This is a genomic window from Bartonella numerosa, assembly GCF_037070845.1.
Classification (GTDB): Bacteria; Pseudomonadota; Alphaproteobacteria; order Rhizobiales; family Rhizobiaceae; genus Bartonella.
Window position 1 is genome coordinate 1 of sequence record NZ_JAYMZI010000011.1, and the last position, 26,683, is coordinate 26,683.

24 protein-coding genes are annotated in these 26,683 nt (G+C 39.4%); 11 read left to right on the forward strand and 13 right to left on the reverse strand.

All coding sequences use genetic code 11. The features are described from left to right. The 3 genes from WCP75_RS04310 to repC all read left to right on the forward strand — a co-directional run. Positions 1-823: BID domain-containing T4SS effector (locus WCP75_RS04310; RefSeq protein WP_336277015.1), on the forward strand; the 823-nt coding region annotated here is incomplete at its 5' end. Positions 824-1,321: 498 nt separating this feature from the next. Further along, the gene (locus WCP75_RS04315; RefSeq protein WP_336277016.1) at positions 1,322-2,989 is read left to right on the forward strand and encodes a BID domain-containing T4SS effector; all 1,668 of its coding nucleotides are present in this window, start codon (positions 1,322-1,324) and stop codon (positions 2,987-2,989) included. Between the two features lie 1,279 nt (positions 2,990-4,268). Further along, the gene (repC, locus tag WCP75_RS04320) at positions 4,269-5,516 is read left to right on the forward strand and encodes a plasmid replication protein RepC (RefSeq protein WP_336277017.1); all 1,248 of its coding nucleotides are present in this window, start codon (positions 4,269-4,271) and stop codon (positions 5,514-5,516) included. A 147-nt stretch (positions 5,517-5,663) separates the two neighbouring features. Here the strand turns inward: repC and WCP75_RS04325 are convergent, their stop codons facing one another. The 11 genes from WCP75_RS04325 to WCP75_RS04375 form a co-directional block, all read right to left on the reverse strand. Continuing rightward, positions 5,664-7,295: a BID domain-containing T4SS effector gene (locus WCP75_RS04325; protein ID WP_336277018.1), complete on the reverse strand. Its 1,632-nt coding sequence runs from the start codon at positions 7,293-7,295 to the stop codon at positions 5,664-5,666. Positions 7,296-7,333: 38 nt separating this feature from the next. Next, the gene (locus tag WCP75_RS04330; protein WP_336277019.1) at positions 7,334-7,558 is read right to left on the reverse strand and encodes a hypothetical protein; all 225 of its coding nucleotides are present in this window, start codon (positions 7,556-7,558) and stop codon (positions 7,334-7,336) included. A 216-nt stretch (positions 7,559-7,774) separates the two neighbouring features. Continuing rightward, positions 7,775-9,694 carry a Ti-type conjugative transfer system protein TraG gene (gene traG, locus WCP75_RS04335; protein WP_336277020.1) on the reverse strand — a complete coding sequence of 640 codons (1,920 nt, stop codon included), beginning with the start codon at positions 9,692-9,694 and terminating at the stop codon, positions 7,775-7,777. Between the two features lie 444 nt (positions 9,695-10,138). Then, on the reverse strand, positions 10,139-11,782 hold the full coding sequence (locus WCP75_RS04340; protein ID WP_336277021.1) for a BID domain-containing T4SS effector: 1,644 nt from the start codon (positions 11,780-11,782) through the stop codon (positions 10,139-10,141). Positions 11,783-12,000: 218 nt separating this feature from the next. Further along, on the reverse strand, positions 12,001-12,147 hold the full coding sequence (locus WCP75_RS04345) for a hypothetical protein (protein WP_336277022.1): 147 nt from the start codon (positions 12,145-12,147) through the stop codon (positions 12,001-12,003). 196 nt (positions 12,148-12,343) lie between these two features. Further along, a complete protein-coding gene (locus WCP75_RS04350) occupies positions 12,344-13,987 on the reverse strand; it encodes a BID domain-containing T4SS effector (RefSeq protein ID WP_336277023.1) in 1,644 nt (547 codons plus the stop codon). 394 nt (positions 13,988-14,381) lie between these two features. Next, positions 14,382-16,016, reverse strand: a complete 1,635-nt coding sequence (locus WCP75_RS04355) for a BID domain-containing T4SS effector (protein ID WP_336277024.1) — start codon at positions 16,014-16,016, stop codon at positions 14,382-14,384. 1,001 nt (positions 16,017-17,017) lie between these two features. After that, complete coding sequence (locus WCP75_RS04360) at positions 17,018-17,335, reverse strand: hypothetical protein (protein ID WP_336277025.1); 318 nt, start codon at positions 17,333-17,335, stop codon at positions 17,018-17,020. Between the two features lie 6 nt (positions 17,336-17,341). After that, positions 17,342-18,025 (reverse strand): nucleotide-binding protein, encoded by a 684-nt coding sequence (locus tag WCP75_RS04365; RefSeq protein WP_336277026.1) that lies wholly within the window; start codon positions 18,023-18,025, stop codon positions 17,342-17,344. Positions 18,026-18,280: 255 nt separating this feature from the next. Further along, positions 18,281-18,562: a type II toxin-antitoxin system YafQ family toxin gene (locus tag WCP75_RS04370; RefSeq protein WP_336277046.1), complete on the reverse strand. Its 282-nt coding sequence runs from the start codon at positions 18,560-18,562 to the stop codon at positions 18,281-18,283. A 3-nt stretch (positions 18,563-18,565) separates the two neighbouring features. Then, a complete protein-coding gene (locus WCP75_RS04375; RefSeq protein ID WP_336277027.1) occupies positions 18,566-18,844 on the reverse strand; it encodes a type II toxin-antitoxin system RelB/DinJ family antitoxin in 279 nt (92 codons plus the stop codon). A gap of 94 nt (positions 18,845-18,938) precedes the next feature. Between WCP75_RS04375 and WCP75_RS04380 the strand changes: the two genes are divergently transcribed. Beyond that, positions 18,939-19,622 carry a TrbL/VirB6 family protein gene (locus WCP75_RS04380; RefSeq protein WP_336277028.1) on the forward strand — a complete coding sequence of 228 codons (684 nt, stop codon included), beginning with the start codon at positions 18,939-18,941 and terminating at the stop codon, positions 19,620-19,622. A gap of 73 nt (positions 19,623-19,695) precedes the next feature. On the opposite strand, the gene WCP75_RS04385 is transcribed toward WCP75_RS04380, so the two are convergent. Beyond that, a complete protein-coding gene (locus WCP75_RS04385) occupies positions 19,696-19,845 on the reverse strand; it encodes a hypothetical protein (RefSeq protein WP_336277029.1) in 150 nt (49 codons plus the stop codon). A 321-nt stretch (positions 19,846-20,166) separates the two neighbouring features. On the opposite strand from WCP75_RS04385, the gene WCP75_RS04390 reads away from it, so the two are divergent. From WCP75_RS04390 to WCP75_RS04400, 3 genes are all read left to right on the forward strand, one after another. Further along, positions 20,167-20,529, forward strand: coding sequence for a hypothetical protein (locus WCP75_RS04390; RefSeq protein ID WP_336277030.1), 363 nt, complete (start codon positions 20,167-20,169; stop codon positions 20,527-20,529). Between the two features lie 155 nt (positions 20,530-20,684). Then, a complete protein-coding gene (locus WCP75_RS04395; protein ID WP_336277031.1) occupies positions 20,685-20,894 on the forward strand; it encodes a hypothetical protein in 210 nt (69 codons plus the stop codon). Positions 20,895-21,283: 389 nt separating this feature from the next. Next, positions 21,284-21,868, forward strand: a complete 585-nt coding sequence (locus tag WCP75_RS04400) for a recombinase family protein (RefSeq protein ID WP_336277032.1) — start codon at positions 21,284-21,286, stop codon at positions 21,866-21,868. A 191-nt stretch (positions 21,869-22,059) separates the two neighbouring features. Here the strand turns inward: WCP75_RS04400 and WCP75_RS04405 are convergent, their stop codons facing one another. Further along, positions 22,060-22,803 carry a hypothetical protein gene (locus tag WCP75_RS04405; protein WP_336277047.1) on the reverse strand — a complete coding sequence of 248 codons (744 nt, stop codon included), beginning with the start codon at positions 22,801-22,803 and terminating at the stop codon, positions 22,060-22,062. 362 nt (positions 22,804-23,165) lie between these two features. On the opposite strand from WCP75_RS04405, the gene WCP75_RS04410 reads away from it, so the two are divergent. Genes WCP75_RS04410 through WCP75_RS04425 form a run of 4 tightly spaced genes read left to right on the forward strand, consistent with a single transcriptional unit; the run spans position 23,166 to position 26,679 of the window. Further along, the gene (locus WCP75_RS04410) at positions 23,166-23,492 is read left to right on the forward strand and encodes a TrbC/VirB2 family protein (RefSeq protein ID WP_336277033.1); all 327 of its coding nucleotides are present in this window, start codon (positions 23,166-23,168) and stop codon (positions 23,490-23,492) included. A 15-nt stretch (positions 23,493-23,507) separates the two neighbouring features. Beyond that, entirely contained in the window at positions 23,508-23,819 is a 312-nt protein-coding gene (locus WCP75_RS04415) for a VirB3 family type IV secretion system protein (RefSeq protein WP_336277034.1), read from the forward strand. Positions 23,820-23,824: 5 nt separating this feature from the next. Further along, positions 23,825-26,179: a VirB4 family type IV secretion/conjugal transfer ATPase gene (locus WCP75_RS04420; RefSeq protein ID WP_336277035.1), complete on the forward strand. Its 2,355-nt coding sequence runs from the start codon at positions 23,825-23,827 to the stop codon at positions 26,177-26,179. Next, a complete protein-coding gene (locus WCP75_RS04425) occupies positions 26,176-26,679 on the forward strand; it encodes a type IV secretion system protein VirB5 (protein ID WP_336277036.1) in 504 nt (167 codons plus the stop codon). The genes WCP75_RS04420 and WCP75_RS04425 overlap by 4 nt, the downstream gene beginning before the upstream one ends. The last annotated feature ends 4 nt before the right edge of the window (positions 26,680-26,683 follow it).

Here is a 26,683-nt window from a genome sequence, read left to right on the forward strand (position 1 = left end):
AAAGGACAATTTAAATCCAGAAGAGGTAAAGAGTTACAAATTTGGTGATCACGTTAACATTAATGTCCTCTCAGATAAAGATCTTGGAATGTGCTTAGTTCCGGAAGAAGATTTGGGTGCTTTGACGGATGATGAACTTCTTTTAAAAAGTTCGGAAGATGCTACCTTGAAAGTACTTTCCGCAAATGTCAGGGGTCTAGCGCAAGCCGTTTACGGAAATCCCAACATATTTGACAAACAATTGAAAGAGCTTTGTCTAAAACCTGATTTGGGTGAAGAATTTGTTCAACATGTTGCAACAAATCCAAAATTTATGGGCCAGTTGGCAGGAAAAAGTTACTTTGGGTTCAAAAATGAAACTCGTAGATTGGCTGAGCAATCTGTTCCTTCCTTGGTTGAAGTTTTGGGTAAGTATTGTAAGGTTGCTGCAAATACGAGGGTAGAGATAATTGACTCTCACTACAATGAACGAGAACGTACTGGACAAGAAGTACGCATGCCAAGCAACGAGCTACAAAAAGTTCTTGAATCATCATCGAGAGCGCGACTAGAGGCTTTAGAAACTTCACCCAGCTTACGAAAAGAGCTCACTGGTTTATTAAAACAATTGAATGGGCGTCTCTCACCTGAGGATCATAAAGCGATTAAAGAGCACAATTACAAGGGGCTTGCTGATCAGCTTGGTATTTCGGTGTTGAAAGCGGAAAAGATTTCGATGATTTGCGAAAAAGCTGAATCGGCTAGGCATGATTTAAATTGCGCTAAATTATACGCTCGGGTAAATAAGCAAACACAAACAAAAGCGATGGCCATGGCGAGCTAGAAGTGGGATTTACACTTTTTATTTTAGTATCTGTGAGCAGGGGTCGTTGTTGACGACATCTTGCTCTCGGTGTTGTTAATCATTCAATTATAAATTTTTTATAGTTAACTTTATTGTTCTATACGGACAGGTGGTCGCGGAATCTAATTTGAGTTATCTAGTTTATATAACCAAAGCAGTTTTTGTACCCGTTTTTATTCATCCATATTGACATTAAATGCAGTACACTGTGAAAATCTGCTTTTGATAAAATAACGGTGAGTGGGGTTATGGCAAAAAATTGTGTCATATAGGAAACTATGATTGGCTATTTTGCCGCGTCTTAAAAAGGCTGTTAAGCATTCAGCGTTTTCGCGATTTCATTGATGTCCATGCTGTCGAAGGAGATAATTTATGTTCGAAGATATTTGAAATTTTAGAAAAATATATGGGGGGAAATTTTTCTTAGGGGAAGCTCTTTACTCTTAAGGGTGGTACTGCTTTGCAGGGAGTATGGCCGTGAAAAAAATTCAGCAACAAAGAACATTCCATACCAATTTGTCATCGACATCCGATTATTGTTATCCCGGTACTGATGTACTAAAGAATAAATACTCCATAAAAAATCGGAAGGCATTGCGTCGGCAATGTGCACGTGATTTGAAGGTTGCTCTATCCGATTTACATGATATTCCTGTACTAGGCCCTGCTGATTCCAAATATCTAAAAGAAATTCATAGCCGCTTATATAAAAATTCTTTTGAATGGGCTGGTGTTACCCGTGACCAAATTTTTACATTTTCAGATGGCAGTGAAGCCTCCATGCCAGTATTCACGAAAGCGGGCGCGGATTCTAAGTTTTTCGCAACTGGTGGAGAAGTCAGTGAAAATTTACAGAGTTTAGATCAGTTTCTAAAAAGTAGTCATTATTTGCAGGGGCTCTCTCGCAAAGATTTTGTCAATAACGCGGTACGAATGTTCATTCTTACACGGAAAACAAATCCTTTTGTAGATGGGAACAAACAAGCAATTGCCGTATTTTTTCAGTGTCTTGCTGGAAAAGCAGGTCATTATCTTGATTTTTCACTTACATCACAAAAACGCGTAGATATAGCCTGTGATGAAGCAATAAAAAATAGTGATTTTAGGCTAATAAATGGTGTTTTTAACGATATTTCTGAGCCGCAAAGAATAGTTCTCTTAAGGGAATCCATTGAGCAAATGAGGCAGTGCAATATCGCAAGAGCGTCAAAGCGCATTGTCTTAGTTGCAGAAGAGGGCACCACCTATGCTGGAAGCTATCTAGGTTCTGGTGATAACGGCATAACAATACGAGTTGGTGATATTTTTGTTGCTGTTCCAAAGGACAATTTTTTACCGGAGCAAATAAAATCGTTCCGGCTCGGTGATGAAGTCAGAGTTACAATTTTGTCTGAGCGGGTTCTTAGACAAAGTTTTATAACTGAGGAAAATGTAATACCTTTGACGAGAGATGAAGTCGTTGCAAAAATTGAAAGAGATCCTCGTGTTCAATTGGCTATGAGTGATATTAGGGGGTTGGCAAGGATTGTTTACGGTAATCACCATGCATTGGAGGAAAAGATAGAGAATTTGAAACAAAACCCAGAATTAGGAAGAGAAATAGCTCGAGGAATTTCAGAAAATCCCGAGTCTATAAGTCGACTTAATGGTAGGGTTTTTTTGGGTTGTTTCAAAAATTCTGCCCGCAGGGTGGCCGAAGAGGGGGTCGAACGACTCAGTGAGGCAATTACGCGTTGCGCAGATGCTGCTTTGCAAGTGAAAACCAAAACCATTGTGGATCATCAAACCGAACAAGAGCGTTGTAGGCAAAGAGTGTACGCGCCAAGCGAGGAGTTGCGGGGGGTACTCATGTTGCCAGAAAAGGCGAGAAAGCTTGCCTTGGAAAACTCTCTTAAACTACAGAGAGAGCTCATGACTTTAATAAAATCAGTCAATAGTCGCTTGTCGGCAGAAGAGTGTGAAGCAGTTGGTGAAAGAAATTACAAGGCCCTGGCCAAAAGTCTTGGTACATCAGTACGAAAAGCTGAGGAAATTGCAAAGATCTACGAAAATGCTGAGAGGACAAGACAGGAAATGGGACAGTGTAGTTCTCGCGTGCAAGTGGAAAAGCCTCAGCATTCAAAAACAATGGCTATGGCGAGCTAAGACTTAAAAGTTTTGCGATTGTGTTTTAACATTCACGAAGAGGGATGGTCTTGGAATAATACATCAAATTTTTCTCTCTGAATATTGGTTGTCATTTGCAAGATATAATAGAATAGGCAATTTTTGAAATTTCTGCTTTTATTGCGGTGTAGCAAATCACGGAGCGCAGGGGCCTTTATGTGTAAGCAATACGGCAGATTTGAAAGTGCGCTTTGAAGTTAGTATGATATTCCGTGCCCGTGGTTGCCATGACTAAGAATATCCTCGCGCAATTGCCTCACATTTTTACGTAGAGAAAACGATTGTGAAAACTATTTTTCTTTGTAATTTTTACATATTTAATATGTATTTTGTATTTACATAATAAATCAAGGCCTGCTTTATCGAAGTTTTGCGATCCATGAATATTTTTTCTAAAAGCCAAATTTGTTATTTGTGTTGCATGGAGAGTTCGTATTGCTGCGGCTGTTAATGAGTTTATAGCGGAATGATCATCTTGGTAAAAAAAATCAATCTCCCGCTTTCTGGTTCAATCATCCTATAATTCATATATCATGGAAAGTAATAATTGGAAGCGTGTAATTTACGGAGTTGTCTATTTTAAAAAAGCTTTGCAGAAGATGCTAATCTGATAGGCATGAAACGAGAGTATGACGAATTACACACTGGTCAGCTTATTTGTTAGATTTTATCGGGCTCGTTCATCTTTTTCTTTGTAGATTGACGTGAAATTTGATGGCGATCGCTTTCGATTAAAATGTGTGGTTTCGTTAATGATCAAACTTGTCAAATAAAGGTAACGAGGCATGCGTAATTAGCAATGTTTTGATGGATAATGCACTGTTGTTTTATAACGTTGCGAGCCAAACTCGCGCTGCATACACTCTGCAAGTGCAGCACTTTAGGGATGGAGATACTGCTACATTATAGACCAAAAATACAAGAAATAAGACGGAGGGAATATTAAATTCGATTAGTCTATTGAAAAGGAAAACTTTTTCAATATAGTTAAAATTGCGCAGGTTTTGCGAATGAGTGATTCACAAAAAATAGCAGAGGATACAAATGGCAAAAAAATAAAACCCAACTGCTGAAAACAGAAGGGTTTATAAGAAACATCTATTTAATAAATTAAATGGAACTACGTGAACCACTAAATTAAATAAAATAAACAACTTCCTTCCATTTAATTTATTATGCGCCGTTCTGCAAGAGGAATTTTGCAGAGAAGGGGTGTTTTTATCATTTTTTTGCCTCTGAAAGAGAGGTTAGAATGTTTATGGTTAGGAAAGCGTCCGGAAGATGTATAGGAGCGCATCACATTGAATACATAAAAATAGCAGATCGTGCTGATATTGGAGGGGTCAGTAGAGGACAACTTATTTCTCTCGTTCGACAATTGCCCATGACCGGGCTTATTAAGGCAACAGAGGCTCAGTTGTTACATGTTCTACTGAATACCGTTTCCCCCCGATCATTTGATAAAGGGGGTGTTCCCGTTGTTTTCAAAAGCAATCGCCGAATTGGTTTGGAAATTGGGTGCAGCGACGTTCATACGAGCAGATTGCTTTCTCGCCTTTTTGATAAAGGGCTCGTTGTTATGCGGGATTCTGGCAATTATAAAAGGTTTCCTGTAAGTTCTGAAGGCAATGTAATAACTGCTTGCGGTATTGATTTGAGCATTTTGATTTCCCGATATCATGAGTTGCAGCAACTTATTTCTGAAACGAAGGAAGAAACGAGACGTCAAAATGTTGCAGCGAGGCGGTTTCGCGGACTGTGTCGCCAATTACAGTCCTGCGTTGCGCTTGCAGGACCTATTCCGGTTGTATCTGTACTCTGGGGGCGTGTGAAAAAGATTACGAACATAATCGGCTCTCCTATTAAGGCGTCGTTCTCAAAATTAGAAAGGGCTATCCGGCTTTTAAATTGGATTTTAAGTCGTTTGTTTTTTCATAAAATGTTATGCAAAAATAATAAAAATGTTATGCATATACATAATACAAACCCTTATCCAATTAGTAATTGTAATCAACAAACAGATAATCCCTCAAACAGGAAAAAAGAAAAATGTACAGATAAGCTAAAATACATTCAAAAAAACCACGAAATTTCACAGTCTAAAAAAGCTTATGAAAGTCATAATAGCAGAAGTAAACAAAAAACCATTTCAAGTAAGAATATATTGCCTCAAATTAAGTCAGAAATCTGGAAAAAAGCTATGCCGCATACCTCAATGTACCTTGATAATAATATCAACTCTATAAAGGATATCGTAAGTTCTATGGGTTTTTTAGCAAAAATGCTCGGAATTTCATCAAATGCTGTAGAACAAGCAAAAACAACTATGGGATTAGAAAAAGCTGCTTTAGCTATAGGGATTATCTTAGAAAAATATAGTCGCCAGCTCATTCAATCGCCTGGAGGTTATCTACGTGGTATGATTGCGCGGCAAGACGAAGGAGAGCTCCATCTTGAACGTTCCATACACGGCCTGCTCAAGATGAGTGAAAAAAACGATATGTAAATGCCAAGATTTCCCAACATCAACTTGCCAATTTCGGCATAAAGTGGAACTTGTAAGACGTAGCACAAAGACAACCACCGTTGGGTAGGATATTATTTCACTCCTACCCGGTGAGCGTCTAAGACAAAGATATAAAATTCAAGTCTCTCAACTCGCTACTGACATTGTTCTTGGGCGGTGCACTCTGACGCATTCTCGTTGTTGTAGTGTGCATTTTTCGTATTCATGTTTAATTTGTCGAATTGTTTTTCCTATCGTCTCCGCTCTCTCTTTCGATACGCCGATACTGTTTGCGAGCTTTTTATCATCACCGTAGCTTACTGCTTGACGTTCACTTGGTGAGAGACGGCTATTGACTTTTTGAATAAAATTAAGCAGCTCTTTTTGCAAAGAAGGGGATTCCATTAAAGTTTCATGTCGTGTTTTTGACGACACAGAAAAAAGAGATTGCACGATCTTACCAGGCATTTCCACCTGGATTCCGCGACGAGCTTGATCTGCTTGATGAAAATCAACAATTTCTACCCTAGCACGTTTCACAGCAGTCGCATAATCCCTTAGTGCATCGCTAAGCTTCCCGATATTTTCTTCACATTCCAACCGTCTATCGGTTTTGTAACCAAATAACTTATAACCCGCAAGATTGTGAAAAGACCGAGGATTATCTTCAACCTGATTTGGGATTCGATCACCTGAATCCGGAATTTCATTGATTAGATTCATTCGTGAATCAAATATTCCGGGTTTACCGTAGACAAGTTCTGAAAAACGCTGAACCTTTCTTTGCGCTGCCTTTACGATAATGTCTCTAGAGACCTTTTCGGCAATTTCTTTATCGGTCAGGGGAGATACTTTTTCTGCAGGGATAAGAACTTCACTAAGGGCTTTTCCATTTGGAACTGTGAAAGAAAATTCATCACCAGATCGTAAACTTTTTCGTTGTTCCGGTGTAAGACATTCTTTCGAGCAGACGACGTAGATGCCATTTTTTGCAATAGCGAAAGTATTTTCACTGACGTTTTGGTAGGTTCCCTGGTAGTCTCTACCCTCTTTTGCAGTTAAAACAAGGCTACTTTGGACATCTTCGCCTCTCTGTTTTGCTTTATCCATAAATTCCTTCAGAATTTGAACCTTTTTAGGATCAGAAATATCCTCAAACATTTCCTTCATAGGAACCAAGTCGTTGTATTTCGCTGCCACCCTGCAAGCAGTATCTAGACGGTCTGCCGTTATGAGTGAGAAGTCGAGTTGGTGGCCTGCGTTTTGTGCAAGTCTTTCGAAAAATATTTGGCTCGTGCGTCCATTCCCTGCTACAAAAGGGTGAATTTTGTAGAGATCAGAAAATAATTTTGTCGCTTCGTATATAAACTCTCCACGCGATAGGCCTTTCAAATTATTTTTTTGAGAAATTGTTACATCTAGTTTTGTTAATCTGCGTTGGATTTCTTGATTGCCCTCCGCAAAAGGAACTCCAGAACCTCTGTCGTCTATTGATGTCATAACAGCAAGAGTACCATCAGAAAGTTTTACAGCCGTGTCGCGCGTGTATCCTGCCCAATCGAAAACATTCTTGAATAATTGCCTATGGATATGCCTTAGATATTCAGAATCAAACCGTTCCGGCATGGGCGCTTTATATAGATCGCCAATTTCCTTTTTTACATAATAAGAGTACATTGCATTGAAAGCTTCGGGGCTTTTTATGCTATACCTGTTCTTTAGCACGCCGTTAGGGTATGAAAAATTTGATGTTTGAGATTTATTTTTTGATTTTGCCATGGCCTTTTCCTTAGAATGTAATCTCATTCATGAGAACGCTAAATTCCCACGAACACCCACCCCTCGCAGTTTCCTCTGAAACCATATTTTGAATGAAGCGCAACCGTTCCAAGCACACAAACACCACAACAATGCCAGCGGCTTCGCGACGCTTTTGCACATTTCGCGACACGAAAAAAACCGGGATAATCGACAACGACCACCCGTACAAGCCACCCTTTGTTGAAAAGCACTCCGTGCCCCAATTCATTCACTACCTTCATCAATGGATGGCACTCAATGGCACTCTCTTTAATAAATCTGCACTTGATAATTCACTGACAGACGCTCCACCGTGGACGCGGAAGTAAGATAACAAACATCAGACTGAAACGCCCACTCGCTTTACTGTCTGTCACATAGATCACAAGCATAAAAAGAAAATATGTGATACCAGAAATAGCAGAAAAGAAATATATTTTTCCTATGTTGTTTTAACTTTAGGTTTTCTTTGCTTTCGGGGCAAAGCGGTTTTTTGCAACAGATGCTAGCATTTCTTTTCTTCTGAAATAAACAGATCGTCCGCACCGTAAAGGCGATTGTCCTTGCATAAGAATTATCTGTTCATCTTGACGCATATCTTGGATAATTTCGTGGGGTAAAATTAGTGCCCTTTGTTGATAATTTATGTTATGGGATCCTCTCGCGAGAGACAGTCCCCTAGATTTACTGATACCAGCCACTTCGACAGTCATTTGACCACATCGTTCCGAAATATCTTTTGCTGTATGTAAATCTTTGATAGCAGCATAACTTACAAATGAACAACTTTCAAACCACGATCGCGCTCCTGATTCCCCAAAGTGGTTAACCAATTGACCAGATGATTGATAAAATAACATCAGGGATATTCCATATTTACGTCCCCGATCACGTGCTTCTTCCAGAATATTCATGTAGCCCAGAAGATCAACTTCATCCAAAACAAATAAAACACGTTTTTTGTAGTTTCCGTCGGCGGTAACCATTGCATTTAAAAATGCTCCGATGATTACCCGTCCAATACCTGGGTAACTGTTTAAAATGCTTGCAGGGAGGTTAAGAAAAACGTCCATATTGCCATCTGCAATGTCTGAAGACAGAAAGTCACTACCGCAGACGAGATCAGCGTAATTTGATAAGGAGAGCCATTGAGTATCTTTTGATGCTGTCGTATAGACACCTGAAAATGTTTGATCCGCCATTTCCGTGAAAATTCCAACCATTTCACGAATAAAAGGAGAAGAAGAAGTTTCTTGAATATGACGTAATTGACTAACAACAGCTGTTTCTGATTGGGAGAGTATACCACGCAATGTTTTTAAATTTCGTTCACTGTTTTCGTATTCATCAGAAAATATAACGTGGGCGAGAAGAGCTGTCAGAAGGTTATGGGCTTGTGTTGAAAAGTATTCTGCTGAAGAATTGTCTGATTTTTTGTCTGTAAGAAGTAGTTTTGCAAAACTTACAATGTTGGCTTCGCGTTGTGTGCGAGGTACACTGTCGTCTAAAAGCCAATCGATTACATTGAATTTTTTTGTTAGAACAGAATTTGGATCAAGAATAATGACATCTCTGTTGTCCATTTTTTTGCGTGCAAATTTTACCATTGGCGCAACTTCCGTTGAAGGGTCAAGACAAACAACAGATCCTGTATATGTTAAGCAGGTCGGGATGACGGTGCTCGTTGTTTTATATCCACCAGAACCGGCAAAAAAAATCATGTGAGTTGATCCAAAGTCAAGGTTAAATGTCAGAAGAGGTGCAGTACCACCTTTCCCCCATGTTGTTTTGTCGCTTGGTGAAAATGGAATGTCGCGCACATTGTCTTTATCCACCCGGTATCTTTCACCAACAACGATTTGTCCATGTGCTGGAAAGATTTTTGCTGCCTCTCTTAGACTCATCCACGATGCGTCACCAAAAATTCCCTTTTTAGCACGCTTCACATTGTTTGCACGCGGGGTGGCTATTATGGCCTGTAAAATCAAAATAACAATGCCGGAAATTACACCAAAAACTACCATATTATCTATGAATTGTATGGCGTAGCTCCAGGTTATTCCATTTTGACCAACGTATGGACTTAATCGCTTAATTTCGTTTACAATGTAATAAAGAGAAACAGCAGAAAAAAAAGTAGCTGAAACAATTGTTATCGCTCTTCGTATATACAGTTTTTGTAGTGTGCTATAAAATAATGATACGATAGAAATCACTACCATAGTTGCTAGTGGTTCTGAACGCAGGTACCAATAAGCTTGATTGCTGTCCATTCCATCTGTGATGAAGTATAATAAATGGGGAATGAGGAGCATCGACAAAGAACACAAAATGATGGGTGCAAGAATGAGTGCAAGTTGTGTTTTTGTGTATTTCATGGTTATTTTCTTTCGGCTTTGTGGTGAGGCGATTTTTGTACTGAAAACACATAAAAAACGCCGGCTGATGCCGTTTGCATAGACCACCATTTTTCAGGAAAGTTTATGTTTTTCATTGCTGTTTATCATTTTTACAGATGGTCACAATCCGTATTGCATATTGTCTGGAACCTTATTTTGTGAATTATCTGTAGGAATAAAAGCTTGGAATATGGTGTTCACGATAGCTGTACAAAATATAATCACTTAAAATTTATTCACGTCCCTAGCAATATAGGGTGCAAAAAATTTCGAACTATATGTATTTACAAAAAAAGTAGTGTTAATTTTTTACCTGAATTTACAACGCTGCAGAAGTATAACGACAGAAAAAAAACAGCCACAAACAAAATGCCGTCGAAGACAGCATTCTGTTTATTAAACAAAAGGCACAAAACTTCTTTTTCAACTTGCTATAGATACCGCTTTTGGCTTCTGTTGAAGTTTAATCACTTTGGCAATTTTTGGCTCTTCTTTGAGAGCTTCCTTTGCTTTGGAGAAAATTCGTGAAATTTCTTTTGCTTTGTTTGCCGATACCCCAATACTAGACATAAGCTCTCCGCGCGCGCCTTCAACACCAATCGCCCGACGATCTTTTGGAGAAAGACGATTTTCTACTTGCTTCACAAAACCATCTAGTTCTTTTCGTAATTCAGGGGATTGTTCCAGGGCTTTTTGCTGGTGTTCCCTTGGTAAATCAAGAACATCTAGCAGCGATTTGCTTGGCATGCGCACTTCTTGTCCGCGACGCTCCTGATCTTTTTTGTGATTTTCGAGGAGTTCTTTTTTAGCATCTCTTGCAGCAAGCGTGTAATTTTTAAGTGCATCACTAAGTTTTCCGACATTTTCTTCAGCTTCCAACCGTCTATTAGTCTTAAAACCAAAAAAATTAAACCCTGCAAGTTTATGAAAAGACCTAGGATCACTTTCAATTAGAGCAGGGAGATTGCTTCCTGCTCCTGGAACTCCACAAATTAAACCCATTGTCGTATCAAATACCCCAGATTTTCCGTAGACACGTTCTGAAAAATATTCGACACATCCTCTTGCCGCTTTCACGAAAGTACTTCGCGAGACTTGTTCTGCGATTTGCTCTTTTGTTAAATCAGCAACTTTTTCTGCTGGAATGAGAATTTTTTCAAGATCTTCTGCTTTTGGGACCGTAAAAAGAATCTTATCACCGCTTTGCATATTTTTTAGTTGCTCTGGTGCAAGGTGACTTGATTGGCAAACGACGTAGGTATCTCCTGTTCTAATTGCAAAGCTCTCTACACCGACACCTTGATATATTCCTTCGTAGGTCTTCCCTTCTTTTGCAGCTAAAATAAGATTGTTATGAAAATCACTTCCATGAGCATGTTGCATGCTTCTCACAAACTCTTCTAAAGCTGGTGTCCTAGTTGGATCAGAAATACCATCAAGCATTTCTTTCAGAGGCTGCAGGTCGTTGTATTTCAATGCAGCAGCAGCAACAACATTCATATGCGTTTCTGTTACAAGAGAAAAGTCGAAGTTATGTCCTGCAATTTCAGCGAGTTTTTCAAGAAATAATTGGTTTGTGAGCTTATTCCCGTCCACAAAGAGATGCATTTTTTCTAAAGAGACAAGAATTTTGGCTGCACGATTAATAAAATCTTCGCGTGATAAACCACGGAAACAATTATCCCGGCTAAGATCATAATCTATACTTGCCAACTCTCTTCGAATTTCTTCACTATTTGCATAAGAAATTCCAGATTCTGTTGGTTCCATTTCATCCAAAACGGCAACGCTTCCATCTCTAAATTTAAAATGCATATAACGTGGTTTTCCAGCCCATTCATAAACGTCTCTAAACAATCGTTTATGAATATGCATCAGGTATTCAGAACCAACTCGTGCAGGTACTGGCTCTTGGGACAATTCATCCAGTGCACTTAACACATCATGTTCATATCTTCTCCCAAAAGCATTAGGATCCGTCAGTCCATATTTATTTTTTAGTATATTCGTGTTTGGGTAGCTATAACCCGGTGCATGATTTTTGCGCGTTTGTTTTGATTTTTCCATGGACACATTCCTCATGATATGACACCACTCTTAAAAGAGTTAGACTTTTTAACGGAAGAACTGCTTCTCGTGCGTATTCCTAAAGCCCTAATCTCTCACGCGGGACACCTCTGCAAACTACACGCGCCGCACAAACGAAAAACCAAACTAACCTCACGGTTATTTTGATGTAAAAATGCGACACGATCTAATTGGCATTGCTCGTTAAATTTTCCTCTTTATTCCAATATTTCAAAGTTATTACCCGCTATTGTTACAAGTGAACGCTCTTCCGTGTATCCATTTTTGAACCACGCTTGACGATCTGCCTGTAAGAACAAAACCCGAAGCATAGCACTCGCCGCAACCCCGAGAGCTACAACCATTTAAGGTTGGCTCACACGCCAAACTCCGCCCCTAATAGTATAGGGCGCAAAAGCCGATAAGCCATATACTGACAAACAATAGGTAAACTTTTTTACACGCAGGAAGTCCCCACAACATACGATAGTACACAAACGTGTACAGGACTCCACAAAACGTTTCATTTGACAAAACAAAGACACAAAAACTCCTGAACTTTTAGCTTATCATGGACATTGCATTTGAGGAGGATCGTTGAAGTTTAATTGCCTGAATCTTCTCCACTCCCTCTCCGAGAGCCTCTTTTGTTTGGGAAACGATTTTTATAATTTCCTTTGCCTTATTTTCTGGCACTCCAATAGCATTAATAACCTCCTCACAAGCCTTTCCGACAATTGTTTTGTGCTCTCTTTGTGAAAGACGGTTATTTATCTGTTTCATGAGATCATCTAACTCTTTTCGTAGTGTAGGAAATTCTCTCAGGGCTTCTTGTTGAAGTTCCTTTGGCAGATCAAGGATCTCTTTCAATTCATTGCTTGGCATATCCACTTGTCTTCTGCAACGGGCTTGCTCTGCTTGATGCTTTTCTATGACTTCTTGTCTGGATGTTTTTACAGAGTCTACAAAAGCTTTTATCGCATCGCTAAGCTTTCCGATATTTTCTTCGGATTCTAATCGTCTATTGGTTTTGTAACCAAATAAATTGAAGCCAGCAAGACTGTGGAACAACGTGGGATTATTTTCAATTTGATCAGGAAGTCTTTCGCCAGCGCTGGGGTCTTTGCAAATTAAATTCATTGTTTTTTCAAATAGATTGGGCACACCATAAACTTGCTCTGCAAAGCACTCGACCCGCTTTCTTGCTGATTTGACAAAAGCATCTTGCGCGACATTTTCTGCGATTTGCTCTTTCGTCAGATTAGGTATTGTTTCCGATGGAATTAAAACTTTCTCAACGTCTATGGCTTTCGGAGCCGTGAAAGTAAACAGGTCACCGACCCGTAAATTTTTTCGTTGTTCCGGTGTGAGATCTTCTGCTGCGCTAACAATATAAGTTTCACCCACTTTAAGGGCAAAATACTTTTCACCAGTACCTTGGTAAATCCCCTGATAAGTTCTCCCTTCATTTGCGCCTAAAATAACACGATTTTGAACGCCGGCGCCGACCATATTTTCCATCTTGCTTTTAAATTCTCTTAAAGCAGGGATTTTTCTGGGATCGGAAATACCATTGAGCATTTCTGCCATGGGATCTATATCGCCATATTTTGCTGCGATATTTCTGACGTCATTCATATGTGTTTGCGTTACAAGTGAAAAGTCGAGATTGTGCCCCGCTTTTTCAGCAAGTCTCTCGAAAAATATCTCTTGTGTACGTTGGTTGCCCGCCACGAATAGATGTGTGCGGTTAAGGGAAGAGAGCATTTCTGCTATTTCCTTAACAAATTCCGTACGCGATAGGTCTTGTAAGTTATTTTTTTTAGCGAGCGTATAATCTATCTTTAGCAATGTATTTTGGAGTTCATCGCCATTTACGTAAGAAATCCCGGATTCTGTCGGTTTCATTTCCTTCAAAACAGCAACGCTTCCATCATCAAATCTAGATCGCATGTAGCGCGGTCTACCTGCCCACTCAAAGGTGTTTTTAAATAAACAGTGATGAATGTGCATTAAGTAGGAAATATCAAATTGGTCTGGTAAAGGCTCTTGACGTAACTCAATTGCCGCTTGTTCCACATCGGGTTTGCTTCTTTGTATCAGTTCCAGAGAATCTGTCACGCCGTACTTATTTTTTAATACGTTGCTGCCTTGGTAAAGATAATTCTCTTGATGAGCTTCTTGTGTATGTTGCGACTGAACCATGAATGCTTCCTCGTATTGTGGCGCTGATGTAAAAACGCCATGATTATTATGATATCCTCCCCTACAAACGACGCTTTTTACTGATGACCACCCCCTGCGAATAATCGCAAAGCCACGCTAGCCGGATCAAATACAGGGCTAAAAAAGTGCGCAACACCGCCCCCACACGAGACAGTACAGCTCTGAATTCACAGTATCCAGCATCAGCACCGACAATCTGACGACCAGCTACTTAGGGCGCAAAAAAAAATAAGCAATCTGCATGAAACGACAAAAAACTTTTTCCAGGCTTTATTGATGGTATCAGCAGAAAAAATAAACCCACGAACGCAACACCGTCGAAACGGTGTCACATTCATAAAAATAACAACGAAAACATGAAATTTTGTGTTTCTTATATTTTTGCTGTCATGACTTTTTGAATACCCCTGTATTGAGGTATTTGAATTTGTCGCTGTAGGTATGCGTCTCTGGCTTGTTGGATAGCCTTTATAATTTTGTTTGCCCTGTGCGGTGACACACCAAGACTTTTGGCAAGCTCTTTATGATTTTTATTCTTGACACTCCTTTTTTCTTTGTCAGATAGACGGGTATCGACTTGCTTTATAAAATCGACGAGCTCTTTCTGTAAATTAGAATACCGTCTTAGGGATTCTTGTCGCATCTTGTGTGGCAAACTAAGAACGTCTTGTAGTTCGTTACTTGGAACATTCACTCGAACCATGCAGCGCATTTTTTCTTCTTCGTGCTCTTTTGCGATTTCTCTTGTAACATACCTTACAGCGCCGCAATAATTTTCGACCGCTTCTGCCAAATTGAAGACATTGCGTTCGGCGTCCTGGTATCTTGCATTTGCAATGCCACAAAAAGTGAAACCGGCAAGCTTATGAACGGAGCTAGGAGAGCGTAGAATTTGGTCTTGCAAAATGTTCCCAAGACTCGGAGTTGTATTGATTTTCATCAGCTGATTTTTCAGTGCATCAGAGCTACCATAGACGCGCTGAGCATAATGCTGAACACATTCTTCAGCTGTTTGAATGGCTGCATCTTTTTGCAGCATTTCAGAAATTTCTTCTTTCGTGAGAGGATCCACTTCTTCAGCTGGGATGAGAACATTCTCCATATCTTCAGACATTACAGCTGTATAAGTTAATTCGTCACCGTGTCGTAATGTTTTTAGTTGCCTAGTTGCCAGATCATCTTTGTAACTTACTACAAAAGTATCACCGATTTTGACAGCAAAGCTGGACTCACTAACGTCGAGATAAGTGCCATGGTACGTTCTACCCTTATTTGCGCTTACAATAATGTGATTATGAATATCATCTCCTATGATGCTTTGCACACCGTTCATAAATTCCTTTAAAATGGGCACTTTTTTTTGGTCGGAAACGTCATTAAGCGCTTCTATCATAGGATTCAAATCATTATGTTTTGCAGCAATGCGACCTACAATGTCTGCATGTGCTTTTGTTATGAGTGAAAAATCAAAACTATAACCTGCACTTTCCGCAAGTTTTTCCAAAAATACCTCCTGTGTATGTTGGTTTCCTGCTACAAATAAATGCATACAATTGAGAGAATGCCATACTTTTGCTGCATTTTTTACGAACTCTTCGCGTGATAATCCTCTGAAATAATTACTTTTTTCCAATAGTTGGTCTATTTTTTTTAGGTGTTCGTCAATCTCTTCGCACCTTACACAAGGAATTCCAGATTCTGACATTGCTATTTGATATACTGGGGCAATACTGCCATCAGAAAATTCAAAATGGTCATTGCGTGGCCTTCCAGCCCACTCAAATGTGTTCAGAAATAAGCGTCTATGAATATGCAGCAAATAGGAAGTGTTAAACTGATCTGGCAAAGGCTCTTGATACAACTGATACCTTGCCTGCTCGACGTCATACTTACATTTTTTTACAAACTCCTGAAAATTTGTCGTGCCATATTTATTTTTTAATATGCCACCGCCGGGATGAGAATAACCCACCAAGTGGGAAAAATGCGCGCCTTTTGACCGTTTCATAGGCATTTCCTCGCGACACCACGCCACCCGCCAAGAGAACTGTTTCTCTCACGATCGACTGACTACTACCTACTCTTGATCTTGCGCTTTTCCGGAAAAACGCCACAAACGGAGTTATTTCTCCCCAGTCGCGAAAAACACCCCCCCCACCACTACCTCCGCATGGACGTAGAAAATGCAAGACAGTTAATCGCGGCTACTTGCGTAACCATATTTTTAGGAAAGCTTTTTTAATCCTTCTCCACTATTGCGTGAATATCATCGCACGAACAGGAACCGCCCTACGGCGTACTACATCCGATCTAATATCTACAAGCACGAAAGGCAAAAACGACATCTCTGTCATCAACTGTATCAGCAAAACACCCAACTGCCGTGCGGTACGGTTATATAGGGCAGCGAATAAAATGCACCACAAAATATTTTAAAAATTAATGGACAAATGCTGGAATATACCCACCATAAGGAAAATTCCGTTACGAATGCTAAAACATATAATTTTTCATTTTTATACTGTCACCGCTTTTTTAGAACTAGAATTCGATGACTCGGGGTCGTTGTTGTTAGTGTGATTTTTTATCATCTTTATAATTCACGCGACTTTTTCTTTCTTTTCCAATGTATCCATGGTCGTAAGAAAGGCACTTTGTAATCTTTATTTGGCGATTGCCTTGTTTTATCTTTCCAGGAGATGTTCACCGAGTTTTGTTGTAAAATCGCGCCTCTTTCCGAAAATCAAAGAATTTTTCCCCTGATACTTGCTGTGCCCATTTTTGCGAATTAAGTACGTCTCATAGTTCTGCATTCTGTGCACTTCTATTTTATGGTGTATTTTGCGGAGTAGCCGCAGTTTTAGTAATATTTGGAAAAATCCACCTCCCCACCATCATCCATTATATGACGCGGAGGTTCAACAATTCCTTACGATGTACAATCCACTAAGCATCAATAATTTTACCGTTAATTTCCTGTCTCTAAAGTACAAAGCGTTTTATGTAGTATTAAGTATTTTGTATGTATTTATTATTTACGTAACTTTCTATGAGGTGATTGAGAAAGTCACCACCGTCTTCGTTGCGTTCATCAGCCAATTCCCAAAAAACATCTCTGACTTTTGGTTCAAGTGCGAGCGTTATCCTTGCGGTTTTTAAACTGCGGCGTCTACGACCACTTCCAGTTCTTAATTCCGAATTATGCCGTGTCGTAAAACCACTTTGCAGCCCTAGTTTGCTTAGCTCCTCTACAGAGTTTTTCTGTGCTTTGGTAAATGGTTCTATTTTGTTTAAATTTGGCAACGAAATTTTAGCTCTTCTTGTCATATCACTTTAACCTTTTAGTAAATCTTCATCATCCAAAATTTTTGTGACGGCCTGAGCAAAGGCTGTTGCATTTTCTTGTGCAGCCTGAGGATTATTGACGTCGGAAGATGATAAATCAAAAATCGAACCTCCTATCTGAAAAATGGCACTATAGGCGCCTCTTTCAGTTAATGATACTGGTAAAATGGGAATATTAGCTTCTTCTAATATTTTCCGTATATGCTGAGCCTCGCGACTATTTAAAACACCTGTCATTGAAAATACGATACGAAAAGGAATGTTTCGTCTGAAAAATTGACTCTGTTGTTGTATTAAGGAAATAACTTTTCCTATTTGATCTCCATCAAGTTGCTTTCCGCGCATAGGCACTAAAACTAAGTCCGCCCTGCCTATAGCAAAAGAGGCTGCGAGATTAGCAGAACCTTCAAGGTCAACGATAACGAACGGAAATTTTTCTACGGCTGTATCAATGCAAGAAACGATATTTTTTTCAGTGATATTTCCTATTACTTCTATATTCCTAGGCATTTTCTTTTCTGATCGTTTTGCCCACGTTACAAGTGGTTGATTGGGATCTGCATCAATGAGCTTTACCCGAGACCCTGCGGCGGAAAATACTTGCGATAAAACTAAAGCTATCGTTGATTTACCAACTCCACCCTTTGTTGAACACATGGTAATTACTGGCATATGTTTTCCTTATTTAAACAATAAATACAGAATATTTAATATTTATTTATTATGCACTTATTATTAAAAAATACACAATAAATATGTATAAAATATTTACAGATATGGATAAAGTAAAGTTCCATGTTAGAGCATAATGAATTTTTTTAGGGATCGAAAGACAATGCGTTCCAACATTCTGAGGTTTGGAGGAAGTATGAGAGAAAAATGATTCAAATAAACAATCCTACGCAGTGACGTGGTGAGTTATGTAGATCAAAAACGCAGCTCGGAATGCGAACCAATCCGTAGGAGTTCCAGTATATCAGTATCCAATTTTCGGTAGATTAAAACCAAATCTGGCTTAATATGGCAATCACGGCAACCGCGCCACTGGTTTGTCAGAGTATGGTCACGAAAACGCGGTTCTAGTGGCTTATCTTTGGCTAGTGTTTCAACAATGTAGAGCAAATGTTTTTCTAAAACACCAGCGTATCGTCCCTTACTTTCTCGTTTAAGGTCACGATGAAATGACCTAGTATAGACGATCTTTCGCATCACCTAAATTTTTTCTTCAGATTTATGTTCTTCTTTGTAACTGCGGATCATGGTGCGTAAACCGTCCAATGATATACATTGAACGTGACCTGTCTCCGCATCTTTAATAGATTGCAGCGTCTCTGCATTTGGTTGAAATAAATGGAGAGGCAGTGCCTGATCTTTGGCGATATTTGTCATTAACACGCGTATTACATCCGACACTGTAAGTCCTGTAGATTTTATAACTGCATTCGCAATGTCCTGGATTTCGTCGGGCACGCGTGCTTGAATTTTTGCCATTACCATGATCTCCCATTCCTTCGTACTACAGTGTAATACAAAATAAACAAACGTCAAGACGTATCAAAGCGTGCATTTTCTATAGTTTTCAGTTATGATCGTTATAATTACGATACGAGAAACTATATTTGTTCATTTGCTTTCTCGCCTTTGGTGGGTCGGTCTCTCTTTGATATGCGCATATTTAACAAAAACTATTCCTGAAATCACTGCCGGTTTAATCTCCGGTACGAGCAACAGCGGAGGTTCAACTATTGGAGTAATGGCGGGAGCTGGATTAGGTGCAGCCACTGGAGCAAGCTCCCTTGTTGGAAACGGAATAGGACCACCAAAAACCGGCGTGGGTGATATGCTGGGAGGTATAGGTAGAGGGTTTGGCGAACCGAGTGGAGCTAGAGAAATTTTCAATGCTTCTCGAATGACAGGAGATAATTCCAAAAGCGCAAATACCCCTAAATACCACGAAAATCCACGGGTAACAGGAGGTACTCCACGTCTAGCAACGTCCGGTCAGTCAAATGGTAAATCTTTCACTGATTTTGCTGGACGTGCAACGGCTAATGCAGCTAAAGGATCCTTAAAAAACACGGGAATTTTATCCGCCTTTTCTGTTCCTGGTATGGAAAATGCAGACAAACTTAATCTTAACAGCCTTCCGGAAATACTAAACGATGACATGAAAACGCTTGAATTCGGAAATTCTCAATCTAATAAAAACGAAGAAGGCAACGATGTTGCAAATACGATTTCCGCAGAACCAGACAAAACAAAACGATGACTTTGCCATAATAATTGAAAAAGAGGCGATGGCCTCTTTTTTTTGTCGTTTATATTTTAAGCAGCGATTTTTTTTAAAAACCTACGTGTGATTCAGTAGACACAGGCTCTTGGGAGAAAAATTTTTCTAGAGCAGCTTTTCTCGCTTTTTCTTCTTTGCTTTCACAACCAGCACAAACCCCAACGGCTACTATAGCCGCACATAGTAGAATGACTTTCGTCATATCCCCCTCCCCTTCTCTAAAAATGAAATTCTAAATCTAATACTTATTTCACAATAAATTGTGCTTACAATATCATACTGAAACTACAATGCAAGCCATTAACATCGCATTTCCATTCTTACACGAACAAATACCAGTATTAATGACCCAGTTTCGTGCGTTTTACTTAAAACGCCTTATGAACCTTAAAAAAGGAAATGACACTGTAATACCGCTATTATAGATGTTATAGATGAAGCAGAAAATACATTTGGCTTTGTTGTTGTTGATCTTGAAGGATCGGAAAATATAACAGCGTCATACGCTATTAGCCGTTCTAATATGACTGTTATCTCTATGACAGGGGCAAAACTTGATAGTCATGAAGCAGCAAAGGTCGTTTCTTTCATAGCACGCGAAGGAAGAGCAAGAAGAAGTGATATCCCTTATCGCATTATGTTTTCGAAGTGTTCTGTCATCCAAACCCACGAAGAAAAAGAAACCCGTAGGGAATTGGCTGAAGCAAAGCTTCCCGTTTTGGATCATGGTTTTATGAATGAAGCAGCTTTTTCTTCTATTTTTGGTTTTGGATGTATACTTTATGAATTAAATGAGGAAGACGTGTCAAATAAATCCGCCATAATAAACGCAGAACAAGTTACTGCTGATGTAGTGGGATCATTAAAAATAGAAGGTGTTGTGTAATGGTAAAAGAAAGAAAACCAACATTTCATGTTTTAAATGATCTATCTTCTTTGTAGCCTACAACAAAAGCACCAAAACGTGACAGACACAATATTGATGAGATTGCGCAACAGAGCGGCTTTACAACACGCCACGCGTCTTTTGAAAGTTTAAAGATGTCTACAAATTTAACGAAATCTGGTCGTATTGACGGTCGATTTAAACGACGTAGTTCAAAAACAAATCGCATAACCTTTCCAATTCGACCAGATGTGGATGAAGAATTTCGGACGATTGCTGAAAAATTAACACCACCTGGACAAAATCTTTTAGCATTTGGAGATGTTTTAGAGCTTTTGATTCAACACTATAACAATTCCCAATAACTGTCCTTTTGCAATTGCAAGTTTACCGTATTCATATGTAATATGTTTGATATATGCTATATATATACTACGTACTTAAGACATATGTTTATTATATATGCTGAAAATCATATTTTTCTCAACAAATCAGCTTATATAAATTTATTGCTGATCATACTCACGATTGGAAGCAGGATAGATATTGACTCTTATCGACTAAACAGGAGTTTTGCGGGGATTTTATATGCAACCTAAATACACACTCAAATAGGCACTTTTTTGCATTGTAAGCCAATTGAGTTACATAAAAATAATCTCAAAAATTATAATATTTGATACTTACAAAAAGCGCCGAAAAAATGGTATCATAAGTCGTATTTTTATATTATGATACTTAATTGGTATTAAAAATGATTTATGAGACTAAGGCAATGGCGTTATTGGGTTATGCAAGGGTATCAACTAGTCAGCAGAAGCTGACACTTCAAATCGCACAATTAAAAAGGGCAGGAGTACGAGAGGATCGCATTTTTACGGACATAATGACGGGAACTACTGATGAGCGAGAAGGATTGCAACGGTTGCTTGGACGTGCAGAAAGAGATGATACAATTATTTGCACAAAGATGGATCGTCTCGGGCGCAACACTGCTGACATGATCCGCATCATTGATATGTGCCACAAAAAGGGAATAGCGCTGCATTTTTTAGAAAATGGTCTTAGTACAGAAGGAATAATGGGGAAAATGATTGTTCAAATTCTAGCCGCTGTGGCGGAAGCTGAGCGTGCGCGTATTTTAGAACGTACTAACGATGGGCGCTCTGCTGCGAGGGCTGCAGGTATAAAATTTGGTAGAAAGCCGCACCCAAAGACAGGGATATCGTTGCTGCTGATCAAACGAGGATTTCCATTTAAAGTTGTTAGGGAAAAAACCGGCATCTCCCGCGCTACTTATTTTCGGCTTAAGCGCGGTATCGTCACAAAAAAAACATAGGTATTCTTCCGGATTCAAGCCTTAAGTTAATACGAAAATGCACTTTAGCGGGGCTTTCTTACCGATAATGATTTTTTCTGTTTTGTTAATGAAGTTTTTTTTGAAAAAGCTTCGACAAGGAACGTGTCAAGATGTCCCACGAGGTTGTTTGTATTTGTTGTAGTTTTGTGAGCTACCACTAGAAATGCGAATTATAGCCCGTCGAAAGGATTATATGACCCGTTATTTTTACGCCACTGTAAAGGTTCGGTAAAGTCACTTGACCAGATGCCTACTTTCTTTTTTCGTGCCATTTCTTCAGCGTTGATGTACTGTACTGGAATGGAGTTTTTGTTACTTTTTGATATAATCAGCATACCTTCAGAGAGTCCTGCTTCAGCTAAGTCAATACCTTGGACGAAGCATTGTGCGTGGCTGATACCGTCGTGCACAATGGCTTGCTTGCACGACAAATTTTTACCAAGTGTTTTGGTAACCAACCAAGCTGTCGTAACTGCACCACAGGGCCATTCTTGATCGTTTAATTTTGCTCTTTGACGCGGTGCACATGTATCTACACCGTATAAGTGAATATTGCGGGCGCTGTGTGTGCGCCAAGACTCTGAAACAGGGGTTATTAATTTAAATGTTACGCCGCTCGTAACGGACGCTATACCGTCAAAAACCACTGTGTTGTTAAGCTTAACATCATTCTGAATTTGCAGAATTTGCTCATCTTTTGCAAATTTTTGCTCAATTGTAGATTTAAAAGTCTTTTCTCTTTCTGAGTGAATATCAATGGCGTTTTGAAAATCTCGCATCGTGAATATCTTGGAAGCACTCAAATTGATTTCATCTTTGTACTGACTGACCCCCCATAATAAAGAGCCTGCAATGTACGTAATAACGATCATTTTAAATCGTATTTTTTTTGCGTATTTGCTGAAAAAATTCACCATATTCATACCCATTAAAATTTTCACAGACACACTCCTCTCTTTTAATAGAGGGAATTAAGATCGAATTTGTTGTAAATTAACAACATTCCGTAAATGCAAGCACTATTTTTACATTTTAAATATTGTCATTTTGATAAAAAAACACAATTTATGGTAGTTTTTATGATATAATGCAACCTTAGGCTTTTATCTACAGGGTGAGGGATTTTGGAAATAAGCCGATGTCCATTTCCGCTGTTGAGCTTTCGATTAAGCAGGGAAGGTTGAAAGGGAGGAAATCTGGGGCTTGTTGTGGAGAGGGTTTTTGGTTTTGGCGTCATCAGTGTATGGCTAAACGTTTTTTAAAAAAGGGAGATAAAATGACAGACAATACGTCCAGGAATATCTGTTTTATTGTTATCATGATGCTTTTAACGGCAGTTGTTGTGTTTGATCCTGTTCATGCTGCTTCTGGTAACACTAATACTTTAGGGAAGGTTGATGACGTTTTACAGAATATTGTCACTATGATGACGGGTACAACCGCAAAGCTCATGGCGATTATATGTGTTGCTGCTGTGGGTATTGGGTGGATGTACGGATTTATTGATTTGCGAAAAGCGGCTTACTGCATTCTCGGTATCGGTATTGTTTTTGGCGCTCCCAATGTTGTTAGTAAATTAGTGGGATCATCAGCGGGAAGTTAGTGGGGACCGTTGCAAATGAACGAAGATACCCTTTTCCTCGCATGTACTAGGCCATCTATGTTCGCTGGTGTGACGATGGAGGCGATGGCGCTCAATGTCATGTTTACGTCCGTCGTCTTTATTTTAACGGGTGATTTGACAATGATTGGTCTCGGTGTTGGGTTGCACTTCGTTTTGCGTGAAATCACAAAATACGACCATAATCAGTTTCGCGTGTTGTTTGCTTGGCTTAATACGCGGGGGAAGCAAAAAAATCTCGCTAGATGGGGTGGTGGGTCTACATCTCCATTGCGCCTTGTTCGTACTTATAAGGAATTAGATTATTGATACAAATGTCAATTATGAAGCGGGAATCCTTGCCAGAGGATTATATTCCCTACGTACGCTACGTTAACAGACATGTTATCGCGCTGAGCTCGCGTTGCTTAATGACTGTGATTTCCGTTGAGGGTGTAAATTTTGATACTGCGGATATCGATCAATTAAATTCCTTGCATGATCAACTGAATATTTTATTAAAAAATATCGCTGATGAACGTGTTGCTCTATATTCCCATATTATTCGTAGACGTGAGACCGTTTATCCAGAGAGCCAGTTTTCTTCGTCTTTTGCAAGAGCATTAAATGAAAAATACAAAAAGAGGATGGTTTCGCAAGATTTATATAGGAATGACCTTTTTATTTCGTTGTTATGGAATCCGGCGGCAGATAAAACTGAACAAATTGGTGAGTTTTTTCAGCGATTAACGAGAGCTAAGAAAACGCAATCTGAACCAGATTCTGAAGCTGTTTGCAAAGTTGAGGATATAAGTGAAGATCTCATACAGGGGTTAGAGAGTTATGGTGCGCGCCTCTTGTCAGTTTATGAACACGACGGTGTTTTGTTTGCCGAACAAAGTGAATTTTTGCACCAATTGGTGGGAGGGAGGCGTGAACGTATTCCGCTTACATTTGGTACCATTGCATCAACAATTTACTCAGATCGCGTTATTTTTGGTAAAGAAATCATCGAAATTCGCCATGAAAGCAACGAACGTTTCGTAGGTATGTTTGGGTGGAAGGAGTATCCGTCTAAAACGCGTCCTGGTATGACGGATGGCTTACTCACAGTTCCGTTTGAGTTCATATTAACGCAGTCTTTCGTCTTTAAAAGTAAGACGGCTGCCAGTACAATTATGGGGCGTAAGCAAAATCAAATGATTAATGCAGCGGATCGTGCAAGTTCGCAAATTGATGAGCTTGATGATGCGCTTGACGATTTAGAGTCAAATCGCTTTGTTTTGGGTGAACACCATCTTTCTTTGGCAATTTTTGCTGATCGCCCGAAAGAATTAACGGAATATTTATCAAAGGCACGTGCCCACTTAACCAATGGTGGGGCGGTTATTGCTAGAGAAGATTTGGGATTAGAGGCAGCATGGTGGGCGCAATTGCCTGGAAATTTTGGTTACCGTGCGCGCTCAGGAGCAATTACGAGCAGAAATTTTGCAGCATTATCACCGTTTCATTCGTTTCCTGTTGGGAAGATTGACGGTAATGTATGGGGGCCTGCTGTTGCGTTGCTAAAAACACAAGCTGGATCACCTTATTATTTTAATTTTCATTATGCTGATCTTGGTAACACTTTTGTGTGTGGTCCGTCTGGATCTGGTAAAACGGTGATTGTTAATTTTCTTCTTGCACAGTTACAGAAGCACAATCCGACGATGGTCTTTTTTGATAAAGATCAGGGAGCGGAGATTTTTGTGCGTGCTGGAGGTGGAAAATATAAGCCTTTGAAAAATGGTTATCCCACTGGTATCGCGCCATTAAAGGGTATGGAATATACGGAAAAAAACAAAGTTTTCCTCCGGAACTGGGTTTTAAAACTTGTTGCGACTGAAGGGCAAACGGTAACGGAACAAGAGAGGCAAGATATTGCTAGGGCTATAGATGCTTTGGAAAGTCTTCCTCGTGAGCGACGCTCGCTCGGTGCTCTCCAACTTTTTTTTGATAACACATCAAAAGAGGGGATTGCTATAAGATTGCAGCAGTGGATCAAGGGAAATGCTTTAGGGTGGGTTTTTGACAATGATTACGATGACTTAAGTCTGGATGCTCAGTTTATTGGTTATGATATGACCGATTTCTTAGACAACGAAGAAATTCGGCGCCCTCTCATGATGTATTTATTCAATCGTATTCTTGATCTCATTGATGGCCGGCGCATCATAATTGTCATTGATGAATTTTGGAAAGCTCTTGAGGACGATTCATTTAAGGCTTTTGCGCAGGATCGTCTTAAGACAATTCGTAAACAGAATGGCATGATGCTCTTTGCTACGCAGAGTCCAAAAGACGCTCTCAATTCAACAATTGCACACACAATTATCGAACAATGTCCTACTCAGATATTTTTCCCAAATCAAAAAGCAAATCACAGTGATTATGTTGAAAATTTTAAACTGACTGAACGTGAATTTGAATTGATCCAGTCTGAGTTGAGTAGGGAGTCTCGGCGTTTTCTCATAAAACAGGGGCAGAATTCTGTTGTTGCGGAACTTAATTTACGTGGGATGGGTGATGAAGTTGCTATTTTGAGTGGTACAACCAAAAATATTGAACTGATGAATCAAATTATAAGTGAATATGGGGAAGACCCTGATCGTTGGTTGCCTATATTCCATCAAAGGAGAGAAAATCAATGAAAAAATGTTGTTTATTTGTGCTTTTGTCTTCGTTTTTTATCTCTGATGCTGTATCGCAGAGCTCGTCCGATTCAACCGCTGACGAATATTATAAAAATGCTCTAGAGAACACACAAAAATTAAATCAGGTTAAGTCAAACGCTGCTGAATCCGTTTATGAGTCTGCTGACAAAGCAAAGAAAGCGATTGATGAGATCAATAAAAAACTTAAAGAAGTAGAGGCAAGACTAAGCGCCGAAAAACAAAGAACCGAAGACCAGAAAGCTGAAGGACAGAAAGCTGAAGAATTACAAAAACTTCAAGTTGAGCTGTCTGTCATTCAGGCACAACTTCAAGCGGATGTTTTGAAACTTCAGTCTCTTGCTATGATTCAAGCAAGAACTGATAAAACGAAAGAAGAGATCCGTGAAGAGGGTCAGCAAAAAGAGCATAAAGAAATGGCAAAAAAATTGGAAGAAAAACTGAAAAACTCCGGAGTGAATTTAGAGGCTTTGAAGTAGGTAT

Excerpts from the sequence above, each read along its gene's own strand:
- repC (WP_336277017.1), top strand. The coding sequence starts at position 4,269 with ATGGTTAGGAAAGCGTCCGGAAGATGTATAGGAGCGCATCACATTGAA.
- WCP75_RS04325 (WP_336277018.1), bottom strand. The coding sequence starts at position 7,295 with ATGGCAAAATCAAAAAATAAATCTCAAACATCAAATTTTTCATACCCT.
- WCP75_RS04330 (WP_336277019.1), bottom strand. The coding sequence starts at position 7,558 with ATGAAGGTAGTGAATGAATTGGGGCACGGAGTGCTTTTCAACAAAGGG.
- traG (WP_336277020.1), bottom strand. The coding sequence starts at position 9,694 with ATGAAATACACAAAAACACAACTTGCACTCATTCTTGCACCCATCATT.
- WCP75_RS04340 (WP_336277021.1), bottom strand. The coding sequence starts at position 11,782 with ATGGAAAAATCAAAACAAACGCGCAAAAATCATGCACCGGGTTATAGC.
- WCP75_RS04345 (WP_336277022.1), bottom strand. The coding sequence starts at position 12,147 with ATGGTTGTAGCTCTCGGGGTTGCGGCGAGTGCTATGCTTCGGGTTTTG.
- WCP75_RS04350 (WP_336277023.1), bottom strand. The coding sequence starts at position 13,987 with ATGGTTCAGTCGCAACATACACAAGAAGCTCATCAAGAGAATTATCTT.
- WCP75_RS04355 (WP_336277024.1), bottom strand. The coding sequence starts at position 16,016 with ATGAAACGGTCAAAAGGCGCGCATTTTTCCCACTTGGTGGGTTATTCT.
- WCP75_RS04360 (WP_336277025.1), bottom strand. The coding sequence starts at position 17,335 with ATGACAAGAAGAGCTAAAATTTCGTTGCCAAATTTAAACAAAATAGAA.
- WCP75_RS04365 (WP_336277026.1), bottom strand. The coding sequence starts at position 18,025 with ATGCCAGTAATTACCATGTGTTCAACAAAGGGTGGAGTTGGTAAATCA.
- WCP75_RS04370 (WP_336277046.1), bottom strand. The coding sequence starts at position 18,562 with ATGCGAAAGATCGTCTATACTAGGTCATTTCATCGTGACCTTAAACGA.
- WCP75_RS04375 (WP_336277027.1), bottom strand. The coding sequence starts at position 18,844 with ATGGCAAAAATTCAAGCACGCGTGCCCGACGAAATCCAGGACATTGCG.
- WCP75_RS04380 (WP_336277028.1), top strand. The coding sequence starts at position 18,939 with ATGATCGTTATAATTACGATACGAGAAACTATATTTGTTCATTTGCTT.
- WCP75_RS04385 (WP_336277029.1), bottom strand. The coding sequence starts at position 19,845 with ATGACGAAAGTCATTCTACTATGTGCGGCTATAGTAGCCGTTGGGGTT.
- WCP75_RS04390 (WP_336277030.1), top strand. The coding sequence starts at position 20,167 with ATGACTGTTATCTCTATGACAGGGGCAAAACTTGATAGTCATGAAGCA.
- WCP75_RS04395 (WP_336277031.1), top strand. The coding sequence starts at position 20,685 with ATGTCTACAAATTTAACGAAATCTGGTCGTATTGACGGTCGATTTAAA.
- WCP75_RS04400 (WP_336277032.1), top strand. The coding sequence starts at position 21,284 with ATGATTTATGAGACTAAGGCAATGGCGTTATTGGGTTATGCAAGGGTA.
- WCP75_RS04410 (WP_336277033.1), top strand. The coding sequence starts at position 23,166 with ATGACAGACAATACGTCCAGGAATATCTGTTTTATTGTTATCATGATG.
- WCP75_RS04415 (WP_336277034.1), top strand. The coding sequence starts at position 23,508 with ATGAACGAAGATACCCTTTTCCTCGCATGTACTAGGCCATCTATGTTC.
- WCP75_RS04420 (WP_336277035.1), top strand. The coding sequence starts at position 23,825 with ATGTCAATTATGAAGCGGGAATCCTTGCCAGAGGATTATATTCCCTAC.
- WCP75_RS04425 (WP_336277036.1), top strand. The coding sequence starts at position 26,176 with ATGAAAAAATGTTGTTTATTTGTGCTTTTGTCTTCGTTTTTTATCTCT.